Consider the following 16998-nt stretch of genomic DNA (forward strand, 5'->3'; position numbering starts at 1 on the left):
AATCAGCTGATAGATCTCTTTCTTCGCGCCCACGTCCACGCCGCGGGTTGGCTCGTCGAGGATCAGCACTTTCGGGCGCGTCATCAGCCCGCGCGCAATCGCCACTTTCTGCTGATTCCCGCCGGATAACAGGCCAATCGCCTGCTCCATCGACGGGGTTTTGACGTTAAAGAGGCGGATAAAATCGCTGACCGCCTGCTGTTCGTCTTTATGCTTCAGGCTTCCACCGCTATGGCTGAAATAGCGCAGCGCGGTCAGGGACATGTTCTCTTTTACCGACATGCCCAGCACCAGGCCATCGCGTTTGCGGTCTTCGGAGATATAGACGATGCCGTTCGCCAGACCATCCTGCGGAGAGCGGGTGACCACTTCATGGCCGTCAAGGGTGACATAACCGCTGGTGCGCGGCAGTGCGCCGTACAATACTTTCATCAGCTCGGTACGTCCGGCACCCATCAAGCCCGCCACGCCCAGGATCTCGCCCTGGCGCAGGGTAAAGGTCACGTCGTTCACACCCGGACCGCAGAGGTTGTCTACCTTCAGGCGGATCTCTCCCGGCGCTTTATCCAGATGCGGATATTGATCTTCAAGCTTACGTCCCACCATCATTTCAATGAGCGTATCTTCGGTCAGCGTGGCCACTTCGCGCTCGGCAATAAACTGCCCGTCACGGAAAACGGTGACGTCGTCGCAGATCTCGAAGATCTCTTTCATGCGGTGAGAGATATAGACAATCCCGCGCCCCTGCGACTTCAGCTCGCGGATAACGCGGAACAGGGATTCGGTTTCGGTATCGGTCAGGGCGTCGGTCGGTTCATCCATAATGATGACCTTCGACTCAAAGCTCAGCACCTTCGCGATTTCCACCATCTGCTGATCGCCAATCGACAAATCGCCTACCAGACGGTCGCTCTTAAAGCGCAGGTTCAGCTTCGCCAGCAGCTTGTCCGCTTCGGCATACATAGTTTTCCAGTCGATTTTGCCGAACCGGTTAACAAACTCGCGGCCGAGGAAGATGTTTTCCGCAATGGTGAGCTGCGGGATCAGGTTCAGCTCCTGGTGAATAATGCCGATACCCGCTTCCTGAGAAGATTTCGGGCCAGTGAAGGTGGTTTCTTTACCCAGCCAGAGGAGTGAACCGGCATCGCGTTGATAGATACCGGTCAGCACTTTCATCATGGTGGATTTGCCGGCGCCGTTTTCCCCCACCAGCGCCATTACGCGCCCGGGGTAGACGTTCAGCGCCGCGCCGGAGAGGGCTTTTACGCCCGGGAACGACTTATCGATCCCTTTGAGTTGCAGTAATGCGTCCATGATGGCCTCAGAAGGTGACGCCAGCACAGAGAATGATATTCGCATACGGGGAACACTCCCCGCTGCGAATTACCGCCTGACTGTCTGCGGTTTGTTGTTTGAACTGCTCGTGCGTTGTGTAACGAATTTCTATGGTGTTTCCCTGGTGTTGTTGCAGTTGCTCAATATGGCTGAGCAACGTTTCGTGGAGTTGCGGATTATGTTGTTTGATTTCCGCCGCGAGAATGGCTGCCTCAACCTGCATCTCTGCCGTCACGACTTCCAGTACCTGCATAAACGAAGGAACACCCTGCGTTAACGCCATATCAATACGGGTTGTGCTGCGCGGAACCGGTAAGCCTGCATCGCAAACCACCAGCGTATCGGTATGCCCAAGACGGGAAATAACCGATGAGATTTCTGAGTTGAGTACCGTGCCTTTCTTCATTTTCTTGCTCCACTAGCGAAACGTTTCGCTAAAAGTAGTGTAGCGCCAGAAATGTTCAGAAAACCATCATGACGTAACAGATTTGTGATCGACGTCGAAACGTTTCGCTAAGTGAAATATTGATGGGAGAAATAGCCCGACGGCGCTTCACTTGCACGGGCCTACGGGTTTGGTAGGCCGGGTAAGCGCAGCGCCACCCGGCATTTTCGAAAGGACTTAAATCTCGACCTGCGTACCCAGCTCTATCACGCGGTTAGGCGGGATCTCAAACTGGTCAGGCGCGCGCAGGGCGTTACGCTGCAGGATCAGGTACAGCTTGCCGCGCAGGCGCAAATACCAAGGGCGCTTGCCGATGATAAGCGATTCGTGAGACATAAAGAACGACGTCTCCATCATCCGGCAGCTCAGCCCTTCCAGACCGCAGCGGTGGAACACCTCTTCCACATTTGGCGTTTCACGCCAGCCGTAGCTCGCCACCACACGCCAGAATGTCGGGGAGAGCTGCTCGATTTGCACACGACGCACGTTGTGAACGTAAGGTGCATCTTCGGTACGCAGCGTCAGCAGGATCACGCGCTCGTGCAGCACTTTGTTGTGCTTGAGGTTATGCATCAGCGCGAAGGGAATGACGTTCAGGGCGCGAGACATGTACACCGCTGTGCCCGGCACGCGGACCGGCGGGGATTTCTCCAGAGAAGCGATCATCGCCTCAAGAGAGTTCCCGTGCTCGTGCATGCGGCGCAGCAGACGGAAACGCTCGCTTTTCCAGGTGGTCATGACGATGAACATCACCAGACCCAGCGTCAGCGGCAGCCAGCCGCCGGAGACAATCTTGTCGAGGTTTGCGGAGAATAGCGGCACGTCAATGCACAGGAAGCCCACCAGAATCATCGCCACGAGGAATTTATTCCAGTGCCAGTTTCGGTACGCTACCGTGGTGGAGAGAAGCGATGTCAGCACCATCGTACCGGTTACCGCAATACCGTACGCCGCCGCCAGGTTGCTGGAGTGCTCGAAGCTGACGATAACAATCACAACCGCGAAATAGAGCAGCCAGTTAACGAACGGGATGTAGATCTGGCCCGACTCCATCTCAGAGGTATGGATGATGCGCATCGGTGAGAGATACCCCAGACGCACGGCCTGGCGCGTCAGAGAAAACACGCCGGAAATCACCGCCTGAGAGGCAATGACGGTCGCCAGCGTCGCCAGAATCAGCATCGGCACCAGCGCCCAGTCAGGCGCCAGCAGGAAGAACGGGTTCTTGATCGCTTCCGGATTTTTAAGCAACAGCGCGCCCTGGCCGAAATAGTTCAGCACCAGCGACGGTAGCACCACAATAAACCATGCCACGCGGATAGGCAGTTTCCCGAAGTGCCCCATGTCAGCATATAGCGCTTCCACACCGGTGATGGAGAGCACGACGGCACCCAGCGCCACGAAGGAAACCACTTTGTATTCAAGGAAGAAATGCACGGCCCAGTAAGGGTTTAGCGCATGCAGCACTTCCGGATTCGCGATAATGCTGCGCAAACCAAGCGCGGCCAGGATCAGGAACCAGGCCAGCATAATCGGCGCAAACAGTTTGCCCACCAGCCCGGTACCGTGCTTCTGGATCATAAACAGCAGCGTCAGGACAATAATGGCCAGAGGAACAACCCATGAATCGAGCTGCGGGGCAATAATTTCCAGCCCCTCTATCGCCGAGAGGACCGAAATCGCGGGCGTGATAACCACCTCTCCGTAGAAGAAGCTGCCGCCAATCAGGCCGATAATCACCAGAACGGAGGTCATTCTGGCTGAGGTGTTGCGCCCTGCAAGGGACATCAGGGTCAGGATCCCGCCTTCACCTGCGTTATCAGCACGCATAACGAAGGAGAGATATTTAACGGAAACCACCAGGATCAGCAGCCAGAAGATGAGGGACAGGAAGCCAAATACGGCATCGCGCTCAACACCAAAGCCAAACTGGCCGGACAGACATTCACGAAGCGTATAAAGCGGGCTGGTGCCAATATCACCGTAGACAACCCCGATCGCCGCAAGCGTTATTGCGGGTAATGATTGCTTATTATCAGTGCTCATAGACTAGTCTTTTCGTTTAAATAACAAATGTGTTCCTGGTCCCTTGGCCCACAAAAAGCGCACAGTATGCACGATTCATTGCAAAATCGTACCCCTAAATGCAACCGCATTAATGTAGCGCAAAGAAAATTGCGCCGCACTTCAGTCTATTACCAGCCCTGACTGAAACGTCTATACTCGCTTCAATTGGCCGCCACGACGGCGAAAGGATGCAAAACTATTATGGCTCACTCACATTTATTAGCAGAAAGAATTTCCCGCCTTAGCAGCGCGCTGGAGAAAGGCCTTTTCGAGCGTAGCCACGCCATTCGCCTCTGTTTACTGGCGGCGTTGAGCGGCGAGAGCGTGTTTTTGCTGGGTCCGCCGGGCATTGCCAAAAGCCTGATTGCCCGCAGGCTAAAATTTGCTTTTCAGAACGCCCGCGCCTTCGAATATCTCATGACCCGGTTTTCCACCCCAGAAGAAGTTTTTGGCCCACTTTCCATTCAGGCACTGAAAGATGAGGGGCGCTATCAGCGTCTGACAGAAGGGTATCTTCCGGAGGCTGAAATTGTCTTTCTTGATGAGATCTGGAAAGCGGGACCGGCCATTCTGAACACCCTGCTCACGGCGATAAACGAACGTCGGTTCCGCAACGGCGCCAGTGAAGAAAAAATCCCAATGCGCCTGCTGGTGGCCGCCTCAAACGAACTGCCTGAAGCCGACAGCAGCCTGGAAGCGCTGTATGACCGTATGCTGATCCGCCTGTGGCTGGACAAAGTACAGGATAAATCCAACTTCCGCTCCATGCTGGTCAGCCAGCAGGACGAGAGCGAAAATCCGGTACCCGCTTCGCTGCAGGTGACGGATGAGGAGTACCACCAGTGGCAGCAGGATATTGGCAAAATCAAATTGCCGGACGCGGTATTCGAGCTGATCTATCTGCTGCGTCAGCAGCTTGATCACCTTCCCTCGGCGCCCTATGTCTCCGATCGCCGCTGGAAAAAAGCGATCCGTCTGCTGCAGGCCAGCGCCCTGTTCAGCGGCCGCGATGCCGTGGCACCCATTGATCTGATCCTGCTGAAAGACTGCCTCTGGCACGACGCGGAAGGCATGAACCTGATGCAGCAGCAGCTTGACGTTTTGATGACCGGACACGCCTGGGGACAGCAGGCGATGCTCAATCAGTTGGGGGCGATTGCCCAGCGGCGCATCCAGCTCCAGCAGCAGCAAAGTGATAAAACCGCGTTGAAAGTGAATCGCCTGGGGGGAATGTTCGCACGCAAACCGCACTATGAATTACCCTCCGAACTCAACAGCCCGACGCTGACCCTGCTGCTCCAACAGCCGCTTAAGCTGCATGATATGCAGGTGGTGCATGTGACGATTGAGCGTGAGGCGCTGGCACAGTGGCTGGATAAGGGCGGAGAGATCCGTGGAAAGCTCAACGGCATCGGTTTCGCGCAGCCGCTGAATATGGAAGTGGACAGCAGCCAGCACCTGGTGATCCGCGACGTCAGCCTGCAGGGCTCGCGTCTCGCGCTGCCGGGAACCGCCTCTGACAGCGTCCCCGAGGAGATTAAGCAGCAGCTGGACGCGCTGGATACGGAATGGCACCAGCAGCACACCCGCTTTAGCGAGCAGCAAAAATGCCTCTTTATTCATAGTGACTGGCTAGGTCGCATCGAAGCCAGCCTGCAGGACGTCAGCGCGCAGATTAAACAGGCGCGTCAATGCTAACTCTGGATACGCTTAACGTCATGCTGGCCGTCAGCGAGGAAGGGTTGATCGAAGAAGTGGTCATAACCCTTCTGGCTTCGCCGCAGCTGGCAGCCTTCTTTGAAAAATTTCCGAAGCTCAAAAAAGCAATGACGGACGATCTTCCGCGCTGGCGGGAAAATTTGCGTCAGCGGTTCAGGGAGACCGAAGTTCCGCCTGAGCTAACGGAAGAGGTGGCCTGTTATCAGCAGTGCCAGCGGCTCTCCACATCGCAGTTTATCGTTCAGCTTCCGCAAACCCTGACGCTGCTCGACAAGGTCCACTCTCCGTTTGCCAGCCAGGCCCGGGCGCTGGTCACGGATAACGCCACGTTCACTCCCGCACTGCACACCCTCTTCTTACAGCGCTGGCGCCTCAGCCTGGTGGTGCAGGCCACGACGCTAAACCAGCAGCTGCTGGACGAAGAGCGCGAACAGCTGCTCAGTGAAGTTCAGGAGCGCATGACCTTAAGCGGCCAGCTTGAGCAGGTGCTGGTGGAGAATGAAAACGCCGCAGGGCGTCTCTGGGATATGAGCGCCGGTCAGCTCCGGCGCGGGGACTATCAGCTGATCGTCAAATACGGCGATTTTCTGGCGCAGCAGCCCGAGCTGATGAAGCTTGCAGAACAGCTGGGTCGCTCAAGGGAGGCAAAGTCGGTCCCAAAGAAAGATGCCCCCATGGAGACTTTCCGCACCCTGGTGCGCGAACCGGCTACCGTGCCGGAGCAGGTCGACGGGCTCCAGCAGAGTGATGACATTTTACGCCTGCTGCCCACGGAACTGAGCACGCTCGGGATGACCGAGCTGGAGTATGAGTTTTACCGTCGGCTGGTGGAAAAACAGCTCCTCACCTACCGGCTGCACGGCGAAGCCTGGCGCGAGAAGGTAAGCCAGCGTCCTGTGGTTCATCAGGATTTTGATGAACAGCCGCGCGGGCCATTCATAGTTTGCGTGGATACGTCCGGATCGATGGGTGGGTTTAACGAGCAGTGTGCGAAGGCGTTCTGTCTGGCACTGATGCGCGTGGCGCTCGCCGATCGCCGTCGCTGCTTCATCATGCTGTTCTCCAGCGAAGTCGTGGGCTATGAGCTGACGAACCAGCAGGGGATCGAGCAGGCAATCCGCTTCCTGAGCCAGCGTTTTCGCGGTGGAACCGATCTGGCAAGCTGTTTTCGCAGCATTGTGGAGCGTATGCAGGGCGGCGACTGGTACGACGCTGACGCTGTGGTGATTTCCGATTTTATTGCCCAGCGGCTACCGGATGATGTGGTCAATAAGGTGAAGGAATTACAGCGGGTGCATCAACACCGTTTTCATGCGGTGGCGATGTCCGCCCATGGAAAACCCGGCATCATGCGCATCTTCGATCATATCTGGCGCTTTGATACCGGGCTGCGTAGTCGCCTGCTCAGACGCTGGCAGCGTTAATTACAGAAGAGAGCCAACGCTTTCACGTACCTGCTGCGGCCAGACGCCACACTGAACCTGACCGATATGAGGTAATTGCAGCAGCAGCATGGTCAGACGGGACTGGCCGATACCACCGCCAATCGTCTGCGGCATTTCTCCGCGCAGCAGCGCCTGGTGCCACTCGAGTTTGAGACGGTCTTCATCACCGGTGACCGCCAGCTGGCGCTTCAGCGCGTCAGCATCCACGCGGATCCCCATAGAAGAGAGCTCGAATGCGTCTTCCAGTATCGGGTTCCAGACAAGAATATCGCCGTTCAGCCCGGCAAATTCGCCCTCACCCGCAGTACTCCAGTCATCATAATCAGGCGCACGAACGTCGTGGCGTTTGCCATCAGACAATTTGCCGCCGATACCGATCAGGAACACAGCACCTAATTCTTTGGCGATCGCACGCTCGCGGCCTTTGGCATCCAGATCCGGGAAACGGGTCAGCAGTTCCTGGCTGTGGACAAAGTGGATCGTATCCGGCAGGAACGTTGCCAGACCAAACTCTTTGCTCACTGCCGCTTCGGTTGCTTTGATCCCGGCGTAGATCGCCTCAACGGTGGATTTCAGCGTACCGATATGACGTTCACCATCACCCATTACGCGCTCCCAGTCCCACTGGTCAACGTAAACAGAATGAATCGGTGAAAGGCGATCTTCATCGGGGCGAAGGGCTTTCATGTGCGTGTAGAGCCCTTCGCCCGCGCTGAAGTCGTGTTGTCCCAGGGTCTGACGCTTCCACTTCGCCAGTGAATGAACCACTTCGAACTGGGCGTCTGGCAGTGTTTTCACTTTCACCTGTACCGCTTTTTCGCATCCAGAGAGGTTATCCTGCGTCCCGTCACCCACGCGGCTGAGGATCGGTGCCTGGACTTCAATCAGCCCAAGCTTCTCTTCCAGCTGGCGGGAAAAATGGGACTTTACGAAACTAATCTGGCGTTGTTTTGCGATGTAAGCGGTTTTCATTATTTATACTCCTGCGTCCTGTTGATATTGATTAAGCAACAGAAACGGCACCTTATTCAATAACCCATCAACAAAAAGCCACCTTCACTTTTGATTCGATAAAATATGGCGCTAGAATAGAGTGATTCATTAATCTTCATAAGAAAAAGCTATGGAAAATTATCAGATCGACAATCTCGACCGCGGCATTCTGGAGGCCTTAATGGCTAATGCCCGTACCGCCTACGCCGAACTGGCAAAACAGTTTGGCGTCAGCCCGGGAACCATTCACGTTCGCGTAGAAAAGATGAAACAGGCAGGGATCATTACCGGTGCGCGCATTGACGTCAGCCCTAAGCAGCTGGGTTACGACGTCTGCTGCTTCATCGGCATCATTCTTAAAAGCGCCAAAGACTACCCTTCTGCCCTGGCGAAACTGAACGCGCTGGATGAAGTCACCGAGGCGTACTACACCACCGGGCACTACAGCATCTTTATTAAAGTTATGTGCCGATCCATCGACGCGCTCCAGCAGGTACTTATCAACAAGATCCAAACAATAGATGAAATTCAGTCCACCGAGACCCTGATCTCCTTGCAAAACCCGATCATGCGTACCATCCGCCCGTGATCGGGCAAATTCATTCCCACATTTTCCACAGGTAGATCCCAGCTCGTTCACAGCGTACAATGGCCGTCTCTTTATCTGGGCGAGCGATCAATGGCGGACATTACCCTTATCAGCGGCAGCACCCTTGGTGGTGCGGAATACGTAGCGGAACATCTGGCTGAAAAGCTGGAAGAGGCGGGCTTTTCCACGGAAACCCTGCACGGCCCGTTGCTTGAAGATCTCCCGACTGACGGGGTCTGGCTGCTGATCACCTCCACGCACGGCGCGGGGGATCTGCCGGATAATCTGCAACCTTTATATGACGAACTGCTGGAACAGCAGCCCGACCTGTCAAACGTCCGTTTTGGCGCAGTGGGGATCGGCAGTCGTGAATATGACACCTTTTGCGGGGCAATAGAGAAAGTCGAAGCCGCTGTTACCTCCTGCGGAGCAAAACAGCTGGGCGAAACACTCAAGATCAACATCCTCGATCATGACATTCCGGAGGATCCAGCCGAGATCTGGCTCGCGGAATGGAAAAATTTACTCAAAAACGATTAAAGATCGCGCGAACAGATGTGGATAACTCTGGTTAAAAGCTCGTATTAACCCGTAGTTATCCAAATAACAACCGTAGCGCCGTTTTTGGCCTGTGTATAAAGTCGCGATCTGATCCCAGCTTATACGGTCCAGGATCACCGATCATTCACAGCAAACGATCCTTTCTAACCGCATGATCTTCTTTATGAGATCGGACTTATCCACACAGGTTCGCGATCCTAATAAGAGATCACAATAGAACAGATCTCTAAATAAAAAGATCTTCTTTTTAATAGCCCAGGATCCCAATGCTTTCTCGAAAGACTAAAGTTGAGTAGAATCCACGGCCCGGGCTTCAATCCATTTTCATACCGCTTTACGCGAGGCAGACCACCATGTTTTATCAGGATCCTTTTGACGTCATCATCATTGGCGGGGGTCACGCAGGCACTGAGGCCGCAATGGCCGCAGCGCGAATGGGTCAGCAGACCCTGCTTTTGACACACAATATCGACACGCTGGGACAAATGTCCTGTAATCCGGCGATTGGCGGCATTGGGAAAGGACACCTGGTAAAAGAAGTGGATGCACTTGGCGGCCTGATGGCGAAAGCGATCGATCGGGCCGGCATCCAGTTTAGGATACTAAACGCGAGTAAAGGTCCCGCTGTGCGTGCGACCCGTGCTCAGGCAGACCGCGTACTTTATCGTCAGGCGGTGCGTACCGCCCTGGAGAATCAGCCGAACCTGATGATTTTCCAGCAGGCGGTTGAAGATCTAATCGTTGAGAACGATCGCGTCGTGGGTGCCGTGACCCAGATGGGCCTCAAATTCCGCGCCAAAGCCGTGGTGCTGACCGTGGGCACATTCCTTGACGGTAAAATTCATATCGGTCTGGATAACTACAGCGGCGGCCGTGCTGGCGATCCGCCGTCTATTCCACTGTCTCGCCGTCTGCGCGAACTGCCGCTGCGCGTTAGCCGCCTGAAAACCGGTACGCCGCCGCGTATTGATGCGCGCACCATTGATTTCAGCGTGCTGGCGCAACAGCACGGTGATAACCCAATGCCGGTCTTCTCGTTCATGGGGAATGCAGCACAGCATCCGCAGCAGGTGCCGTGCTATATCACGCATACCAACGAGAAAACCCACGACGTGATCCGCAATAACCTCGATCGCAGCCCGATGTACGCCGGCGTGATCGAAGGGATCGGTCCGCGCTACTGCCCGTCGATCGAGGACAAAGTGATGCGCTTCGCCGATCGCAACCAGCACCAGATCTTCCTGGAGCCGGAAGGGCTGACCTCGAACGAAATTTACCCGAACGGCATCTCCACCAGCCTGCCGTTTGACGTGCAGATGCAAATTGTTCGCTCAATGCAGGGCATGGAGAACGCAAAAATCGTTCGCCCTGGCTACGCTATTGAGTACGATTTCTTCGATCCGCGTGACCTGAAGCCAACCCTGGAGAGCAAATTCATCCACGGTCTGTTCTTTGCGGGTCAGATTAACGGCACCACCGGCTACGAAGAAGCGGCTGCGCAGGGCCTGCTTGCCGGTCTGAACGCCGCGCGCTTCTCTGCTGAGAAAGAGGGCTGGGCACCCGGCCGTTCTCAGGCGTATCTGGGCGTGCTGGTTGACGATCTCTGCACGCTGGGTACCAAAGAACCGTACCGTATGTTTACCTCTCGCGCGGAATATCGCCTGATGCTGCGTGAAGATAACGCCGACCTGCGTTTGACCGAAATCGGCCGCGAGCTGGGTCTGGTCGATGACGAACGCTGGGCGCGCTTTAACGAGAAGCTGGAGCGCATTGAACAGGAACGTCAGCGCCTGAAAACCACCTGGGTGAACCCGCAGGCGGAAACCGCTGCCGAAGTAAACGCTCACTTAACCGCGCCGCTGTCGCGCGAGGCCAGCGGTGAAGATTTGTTGCGCCGTCCTGAAGTCACCTACGAGAACCTGGTCAAACTGACCGCGTTCGCGCCGGGCCTTGAAGATGCTGAAGCGGCAGAGCAGGTTGAGATCCAGGTTAAGTACGAAGGTTACATCGCGCGTCAGCAGGATGAGATCGAAAAACAGCAGCGTAACGAAAACACGCTGCTGCCGGAAATGCTGGACTACCGCCAGGTGACTGGCCTTTCCAACGAAGTGATCGCCAAGCTGAACGATCACAAACCGGTCTCGATCGGCCAAGCCTCACGTATCTCCGGCGTCACGCCTGCAGCGATTTCCATTCTGCTGGTGTGGCTGAAAAAGCAGGGCATGCTGCGCCGTAGCGCGTAAGGCCCGGAATATTGCCCGGTGGCGCAGCGCTTACCGGGCCTACTGAACCCGTAGGGCGGGTAAGCCAAGCGCCACCCGCCACCTAAGTTTTCCAACAGGTATTCACCGTGCTCAACAAACTCTCTCGTCTGCTGGATCAGGCAGGTATTTCGCTCACCGATCACCAGAAAAATCAGCTGGTGGCCTATGTCGATATGCTGAATAAATGGAATAAAGCGTACAACCTGACGTCTGTTCGCGACCCCAACGAGATGCTCGTTCGCCACATTCTCGACAGCATCGTGGTTGCCCCTTATCTGAAAGGTGAGCGTTTTATCGACGTAGGGACGGGCCCTGGTCTGCCGGGTATTCCGCTGTCGATTGTTCGCCCTGAGAGCCATTTCACGCTTCTGGACAGTCTTGGCAAGCGTGTGCGCTTTTTACGTCAGGTACAGCATGAGCTGAAGCTTGAAAATATTACGCCCGTACAGAGCAGGGTAGAGGCGTTCCCGGCAGAGCCGCCGTTTGACGGGGTTATCAGCCGCGCATTTGCGTCGCTCAATGATATGGTGAGCTGGTGCAAGCACTTACCTGCTGAGAATGGCCGCTTTTATGCGCTAAAAGGGCAGTTGCCAGGCGATGAGATTGAACAGCTTCCGGACGGTTTTGCTGTTGAATCCATCGAGAAATTAAACATTCCTCAGCTCGATGGCGAACGTCATCTGGTGATAATTAAGCCAAACAATTTTTAAAAAATTAATAAAAAATGTGGAATTTGTGCTGTTCTTCGCATGTTAAAAAACAGCACAACTACCGGGGATTTATTGGGTGAGCTTTTAACCTCGTTTTTACTAAGGTTTTTCTTCTGGTTAACCTGGCGACTATTCTTCCTCTTGAAGATAGTCATCTGTGAAAATATAAGTCTGCTAAAAGTGGAAAGCAGTAACCAGAACGCAATGTTAATTATTTATTAAGAATGTCAATAAAAGGTTTTTATTGTGTACCGGGCTGTTTTGAAAATAGTTGCGATATTTTGCGTTTAATTTCATAAAGATAAATTTCTGCGATTTGCGTCTTTGATAAATACAACCTTATCGCAAATGTGTGTTTTGTGATCTCGTGCACGCTTTCTCGACAACGTTTTCGCGCTGTTTGCAGTTTTGGTCGAAGGTTGGTGCTTTGCTCGAAAGTTAAAAAATAGCGGTGGGGAAAAATATTTAAACATTTATTCACCTTTTCGCTACTTAATGTTTGAAATCACGGGTGCGCACCGTATAATTTGACCGCTTTTTGATGCTTGACTCTGAGCCTTAAAGGACGTTTTATACGACACGCGACATACCTCGAAGGGAGCAGGAGTAAAAACGTGATGTCTGTGTCGCTCTTGAGTAGAAACGTTGCTCGTAAGCTTCTGTTCATTCAGTTTCTGGCTGTGATAGCAAGTGGACTGCTGTTTAGCCTCAAAGACCCCTTCTGGGGCATCTCCGCCGTGTGCGGGGGTTTGGCGGTTGTGCTGCCAAACGTGTTGTTTATGATTTTTGCCTGGCGTCATCAGGCGCATACACCCGCCAAAGGCCGCGTGGCCTGGTCCTTCGCTCTCGGCGAAGTGTGTAAGGTGTTGCTGACCTTTGCTCTACTGGTGATGGCGCTGGCGGTTTTGAAAGTGGTCTTCATGCCGCTGATAGCAACGTGGGTTTTGGTGCTGGTGGTACAAGTTCTGGCTCCAGCTGTAATCAATAACAAAGGGTAAAAGGCATCATGGCTTCAGAAAATATGACGCCGCAGGATTACATAGGTCACCATCTGAATAACCTTCAGTTGGACCTGCGTACATTCTCGCTGGTGGATCCACATAACCCCCCGGCCACCTTCTGGACGATCAACATCGACTCCATGTTCTTCTCGGTGGTTTTGGGTCTTCTGTTCCTGGCCATGTTCCGCGGTGTTGCTAAACGAGCGACCAGCGGTGTACCAGGGAAATTCCAGACCTTCATCGAAATGATTATCGGCTTCGTCCATGGCAGCGTCAAAGACATGTACCATGGCAAGAGCAAGCTGATTGCTCCGCTGGCCCTGACCGTGTTCGTTTGGGTCTTCCTGATGAACCTGATGGACCTGCTGCCAATCGATCTGCTGCCGTTTATCGGTGAGCACATCTTCGGCCTGCCAGCGCTGCGTGTTGTACCGTCTGCGGACGTGAACATCACCCTGTCGATGGCGTTGGGCGTATTTATCCTGATTCTTTTCTACAGCATCAAAATGAAAGGCGTAAGCGGCTTTGTGAAAGAGCTTACCTTGCAGCCGTTCAACCACTGGGCGTTTATTCCGGTCAACCTGATCCTGGAAGGCGTTAGCCTGCTGTCCAAACCTGTTTCACTGGGTCTGCGACTGTTCGGCAACATGTATGCGGGTGAGCTGATTTTCATTCTGATCGCGGGTCTTCTGCCGTGGTGGTCACAGTGGGTTCTGAATGTGCCGTGGGCCATTTTCCACATCCTGATCATTACGCTGCAAGCCTTTATCTTCATGGTTCTGACGATCGTCTATCTGTCGATGGCGTCTGAAGAGCACTGATTTTTTACCAACACTACTACGTTTTAATTGAAACAAACTGGAGACTGTCATGGAAAACCTGAATATGGATCTGCTGTACATGGCTGCCGCTGTGATGATGGGTCTGGCGGCTATCGGTGCTGCGATCGGTATCGGCATCCTCGGGGGCAAATTCCTGGAAGGCGCAGCGCGTCAACCTGATCTGATTCCTCTGCTGCGTACTCAGTTCTTTATCGTTATGGGTCTGGTGGATGCTATCCCAATGATCGCTGTAGGTCTGGGTCTGTACGTGATGTTTGCTGTCGCGTAGTAGTAGTTTTAAAACCCTAAGCCACAGATATTAAAGAGGTATTGTGCTGTGAACATGAACGCAACAATCCTCGGCCAGGCCATCGCGTTTATTCTCTTTGTCTGGTTCTGCATGAAGTATGTATGGCCGCCTTTAATGGCTGCCATCGAAAAACGTCAGAAAGAAATTGCTGACGGTCTGGCTTCTGCAGAACGCGCTAAGAAAGATTTGGACCTTGCACAGGCCAACGCGACAGACCAGCTGAAAAAAGCGAAAGCGGAAGCTCAGGTTATCATCGAACAGGCTAACAAACGCCGTTCGCAGATCCTGGACGAAGCCAAAGCTGAAGCAGAACAGGAACGTACTAAGATCGTGACACAGGCTCAGGCAGAAATTGATGCTGAGCGTAAACGTGCTCGTGAAGAACTGCGTAAGCAGGTTGCGATTCTGGCTGTTGCTGGCGCCGAGAAGATCATCGAACGTTCCGTGGATGAAGCTGCTAACAGCGACATCGTGGACAAACTTGTCGCTGAACTGTAAGGAGGGAGGGGCTGATGTCTGAATTTGTTACGGTAGCTCGCCCCTACGCCAAAGCAGCTTTTGACTTTGCTGTCGAACACCAAAATGTCGATCGCTGGCAGGATATGCTGGCGTTTGCCGCTGAGGTGACGAAAAACGAACAAATGGCTGAGTTGCTTTCCGGTGCGTTAGCACCTGAAACTCTCGCCGCGTCGTTTATCGCCGTGTGCGGAGAGCAACTGGATGCCAACGGCCAGAACCTGATTAAGGTGATGGCAGAAAATGGTCGTCTCCGTGTGCTCCCGGATGTTCTCGAGCAGTTTGAGCACTTACGTGCCCTTAGTGAAGCAACCGCTGAAGTCGAAGTGACTTCTGCGACTGAACTGAGTAATGAACAGCTTGCGAAAATCACCGCCGCGATGGAAAAACGTCTGTCACGCAAAGTTAAGCTGAATTGCAAAATCGATAAGTCTGTAATGGCAGGCGTAATCATCCGTTCGGGTGATATGGTCATTGATGGCAGCGTACGCGGCCGTCTTGAACGCCTTGCAGACGTCTTGCAGTCTTAAGGGGACTGGAGCATGCAACTGAATTCCACCGAAATCAGCGAACTGATCAAGCAGCGCATTGCTCAGTTCAGTGTTGTGAGTGAAGCTCACAACGAAGGTACTATTGTTTCTGTAAGTGACGGTGTTATCCGTATCCACGGCTTGGCCGATTGTATGCAGGGTGAGATGATTTCCCTGCCGGGTAACCGTTACGCTATCGCACTGAACCTGGAGCGCGACTCCGTAGGTGCAGTTGTGATGGGTCCATACGCTGACCTCGCCGAAGGCATGAAGGTTAAGTGTACTGGCCGTATTCTGGAAGTGCCGGTTGGCCGTGGCCTGCTGGGTCGCGTTGTTAACACCCTGGGTGCGCCAATCGACGGTAAAGGTCCGGTTGAGCACGATGGCTTCTCTCCAATCGAAGTTATCGCACCAGGCGTTATCGACCGTCAGTCCGTAGATCAGCCTGTTCAGACAGGTTATAAGTCCGTTGATGCCATGATCCCAATCGGTCGTGGTCAGCGTGAACTGATCATCGGTGACCGTCAGACCGGTAAAACCGCGATGGCTATCGACGCCATCATCAACCAGCGTGACTCCGGCATCAAATGCGTGTACGTGGCCATCGGCCAGAAAGCGTCCACCATTTCTAACGTGGTTCGTAAACTGGAAGAGCATGGCGCACTGTCTAACACCATCGTTGTGGTAGCGACCGCGTCTGAATCTGCTGCACTGCAATACCTGGCGCCATACGCCGGTTGCGCAATGGGCGAATACTTCCGTGACCGCGGTGAAGATGCTCTGATCGTATACGATGACCTGTCTAAACAGGCTGTTGCTTATCGTCAGGTTTCCCTGCTGCTCCGTCGTCCACCTGGACGTGAAGCGTTCCCTGGCGACGTATTCTACCTCCACTCTCGTCTGCTGGAGCGTGCTTCCCGCGTTAACGCGGAATACGTCGAGAACTTCACCAAAGGTGAAGTGAAGGGTAAAACGGGCTCTCTGACCGCTCTGCCGATCATTGAAACCCAGGCGGGTGACGTTTCTGCGTTCGTTCCGACCAACGTAATCTCTATTACCGATGGTCAGATCTTCCTGGAAACCAACCTGTTTAACTCAGGTATTCGTCCGGCAGTTAACCCGGGTATCTCCGTATCCCGTGTGGGTGGTGCTGCTCAGACCAAGATCATCAAGAAACTGTCCGGTGGTATCCGTACCGCGCTGGCACAGTATCGTGAACTGGCTGCGTTCTCTCAGTTCGCATCCGATCTGGACGAAGCAACCCGTAAACAGCTGAGCCACGGTCAGAAAGTGACCGAGCTGCTGAAGCAAAAACAGTACGCACCAATGTCTGTTGCTCAGCAGGGCCTGGTACTGTTCGCGGCTGAACGCGGTTACCTCGAAGATGTGGAACTGGCGAAAATCGGTAGCTTCGAAGCCGCTCTGCTGGCTTACGTCGACCGTGATCACGCTCCGCTGATGCAAGAGATCAACCAGACCGGTGGCTATAACGACGAAATCGAAGGCAAGCTGAAAGCTATCCTCGATTCCTTCAAAGCAACCCAATCCTGGTAATCGTCCGGCGGCTTGTCTCAGGACAAGCCGCCTGGCATTGAGGAGAAGCTCATGGCCGGCGCAAAAGAGATACGTAGTAAGATCGCAAGCGTCCAGAACACGCAAAAGATCACTAAAGCGATGGAGATGGTCGCCGCT

16 protein-coding genes and 1 pseudogene are annotated in these 16998 nt (G+C 54.0%); 13 read left to right on the forward strand and 4 right to left on the reverse strand.

Annotated elements, in window-relative coordinates:
• From rbsA to kup, 3 genes are all read right to left on the reverse strand, one after another.
• Nucleotides 1–1314 (reverse strand): ribose ABC transporter ATP-binding protein RbsA (gene rbsA / locus ACWYRJ_RS17655; protein ID WP_455508358.1); only part of this gene is annotated, 1314 nt, incomplete at its 3' end.
• 7 nt (nt 1315–1321) lie between these two features.
• The gene (gene rbsD, locus ACWYRJ_RS17660; protein WP_003862392.1) at nt 1322–1741 is read right to left on the reverse strand and encodes a D-ribose pyranase; all 420 of its coding nucleotides are present in this window, start codon (nt 1739–1741) and stop codon (nt 1322–1324) included.
• Nucleotides 1742–1957: 216 nt separating this feature from the next.
• Nucleotides 1958–3826, reverse strand: coding sequence for a low affinity potassium transporter Kup (gene kup / locus ACWYRJ_RS17665; protein WP_023309781.1), 1869 nt, complete (start codon nt 3824–3826; stop codon nt 1958–1960).
• A 222-nt stretch (nt 3827–4048) separates the two neighbouring features.
• On the opposite strand from kup, the gene ravA reads away from it, so the two are divergent.
• Both ravA and viaA read left to right on the forward strand, forming a co-directional pair.
• Entirely contained in the window at nt 4049–5545 is a 1497-nt protein-coding gene (ravA, locus tag ACWYRJ_RS17670; protein WP_455508359.1) for an ATPase RavA, read from the forward strand.
• The gene (gene viaA / locus ACWYRJ_RS17675) at nt 5539–6990 is read left to right on the forward strand and encodes an ATPase RavA stimulator ViaA (RefSeq protein WP_133295374.1); all 1452 of its coding nucleotides are present in this window, start codon (nt 5539–5541) and stop codon (nt 6988–6990) included. The genes ravA and viaA overlap by 7 nt, the downstream gene beginning before the upstream one ends.
• On the opposite strand, the gene asnA is transcribed toward viaA, so the two are convergent.
• Nucleotides 6991–7983 (reverse strand): aspartate--ammonia ligase, encoded by a 993-nt coding sequence (gene asnA / locus ACWYRJ_RS17680; protein WP_133295375.1) that lies wholly within the window; start codon nt 7981–7983, stop codon nt 6991–6993. It abuts the gene before it with no gap.
• 151 nt (nt 7984–8134) lie between these two features.
• On the opposite strand from asnA, the gene asnC reads away from it, so the two are divergent.
• From asnC to ACWYRJ_RS17735, 11 genes and pseudogenes are all read left to right on the forward strand, one after another.
• On the forward strand, nt 8135–8593 hold the full coding sequence (asnC, locus tag ACWYRJ_RS17685) for a transcriptional regulator AsnC (RefSeq protein WP_008500198.1): 459 nt from the start codon (nt 8135–8137) through the stop codon (nt 8591–8593).
• 90 nt (nt 8594–8683) lie between these two features.
• The gene (gene mioC / locus ACWYRJ_RS17690) at nt 8684–9133 is read left to right on the forward strand and encodes an FMN-binding protein MioC (protein ID WP_008500197.1); all 450 of its coding nucleotides are present in this window, start codon (nt 8684–8686) and stop codon (nt 9131–9133) included.
• 374 nt (nt 9134–9507) lie between these two features.
• Entirely contained in the window at nt 9508–11397 is a 1890-nt protein-coding gene (gene mnmG / locus ACWYRJ_RS17695) for a tRNA uridine-5-carboxymethylaminomethyl(34) synthesis enzyme MnmG (RefSeq protein WP_115876779.1), read from the forward strand.
• Between the two features lie 107 nt (nt 11398–11504).
• Entirely contained in the window at nt 11505–12128 is a 624-nt protein-coding gene (gene rsmG / locus ACWYRJ_RS17700; protein ID WP_115876778.1) for a 16S rRNA (guanine(527)-N(7))-methyltransferase RsmG, read from the forward strand.
• A 617-nt stretch (nt 12129–12745) separates the two neighbouring features.
• Nucleotides 12746–13126, forward strand: coding sequence for a F0F1 ATP synthase subunit I (gene atpI, locus ACWYRJ_RS17705; RefSeq protein ID WP_008500194.1), 381 nt, complete (start codon nt 12746–12748; stop codon nt 13124–13126).
• An 8-nt stretch (nt 13127–13134) separates the two neighbouring features.
• On the forward strand, nt 13135–13950 hold the full coding sequence (atpB, locus tag ACWYRJ_RS17710) for a F0F1 ATP synthase subunit A (RefSeq protein WP_008500193.1): 816 nt from the start codon (nt 13135–13137) through the stop codon (nt 13948–13950).
• 49 nt (nt 13951–13999) lie between these two features.
• Nucleotides 14000–14239, forward strand: coding sequence for a F0F1 ATP synthase subunit C (gene atpE, locus ACWYRJ_RS17715; RefSeq protein WP_000429386.1), 240 nt, complete (start codon nt 14000–14002; stop codon nt 14237–14239).
• 48 nt (nt 14240–14287) lie between these two features.
• The gene (gene atpF / locus ACWYRJ_RS17720; RefSeq protein WP_014072436.1) at nt 14288–14758 is read left to right on the forward strand and encodes a F0F1 ATP synthase subunit B; all 471 of its coding nucleotides are present in this window, start codon (nt 14288–14290) and stop codon (nt 14756–14758) included.
• A gap of 14 nt (nt 14759–14772) precedes the next feature.
• Nucleotides 14773–15306 carry a F0F1 ATP synthase subunit delta gene (gene atpH, locus ACWYRJ_RS17725; RefSeq protein ID WP_023309790.1) on the forward strand — a complete coding sequence of 178 codons (534 nt, stop codon included), beginning with the start codon at nt 14773–14775 and terminating at the stop codon, nt 15304–15306.
• 12 nt (nt 15307–15318) lie between these two features.
• Complete coding sequence (atpA, locus tag ACWYRJ_RS17730) at nt 15319–16860, forward strand: F0F1 ATP synthase subunit alpha (protein WP_006808751.1); 1542 nt, start codon at nt 15319–15321, stop codon at nt 16858–16860.
• 51 nt (nt 16861–16911) lie between these two features.
• Nucleotides 16912–16998: pseudogene (locus ACWYRJ_RS17735) on the forward strand (F0F1 ATP synthase subunit gamma); the annotation flags it as partial.

Source organism: Enterobacter sp. (assembly GCF_977039595.1).

Excerpts from the sequence above, each read along its gene's own strand:
- mioC (WP_008500197.1), top strand. The coding sequence starts at position 8,684 with ATGGCGGACATTACCCTTATCAGCGGCAGCACCCTTGGTGGTGCGGAA.
- mnmG (WP_115876779.1), top strand. The coding sequence starts at position 9,508 with ATGTTTTATCAGGATCCTTTTGACGTCATCATCATTGGCGGGGGTCAC.
- ravA (WP_455508359.1), top strand. The coding sequence starts at position 4,049 with ATGGCTCACTCACATTTATTAGCAGAAAGAATTTCCCGCCTTAGCAGC.
- atpH (WP_023309790.1), top strand. The coding sequence starts at position 14,773 with ATGTCTGAATTTGTTACGGTAGCTCGCCCCTACGCCAAAGCAGCTTTT.
- kup (WP_023309781.1), bottom strand. The coding sequence starts at position 3,826 with ATGAGCACTGATAATAAGCAATCATTACCCGCAATAACGCTTGCGGCG.
- asnA (WP_133295375.1), bottom strand. The coding sequence starts at position 7,983 with ATGAAAACCGCTTACATCGCAAAACAACGCCAGATTAGTTTCGTAAAG.
- asnC (WP_008500198.1), top strand. The coding sequence starts at position 8,135 with ATGGAAAATTATCAGATCGACAATCTCGACCGCGGCATTCTGGAGGCC.
- atpA (WP_006808751.1), top strand. The coding sequence starts at position 15,319 with ATGCAACTGAATTCCACCGAAATCAGCGAACTGATCAAGCAGCGCATT.
- viaA (WP_133295374.1), top strand. The coding sequence starts at position 5,539 with ATGCTAACTCTGGATACGCTTAACGTCATGCTGGCCGTCAGCGAGGAA.
- atpB (WP_008500193.1), top strand. The coding sequence starts at position 13,135 with ATGGCTTCAGAAAATATGACGCCGCAGGATTACATAGGTCACCATCTG.
- rbsD (WP_003862392.1), bottom strand. The coding sequence starts at position 1,741 with ATGAAGAAAGGCACGGTACTCAACTCAGAAATCTCATCGGTTATTTCC.
- atpI (WP_008500194.1), top strand. The coding sequence starts at position 12,746 with ATGTCTGTGTCGCTCTTGAGTAGAAACGTTGCTCGTAAGCTTCTGTTC.
- atpE (WP_000429386.1), top strand. The coding sequence starts at position 14,000 with ATGGAAAACCTGAATATGGATCTGCTGTACATGGCTGCCGCTGTGATG.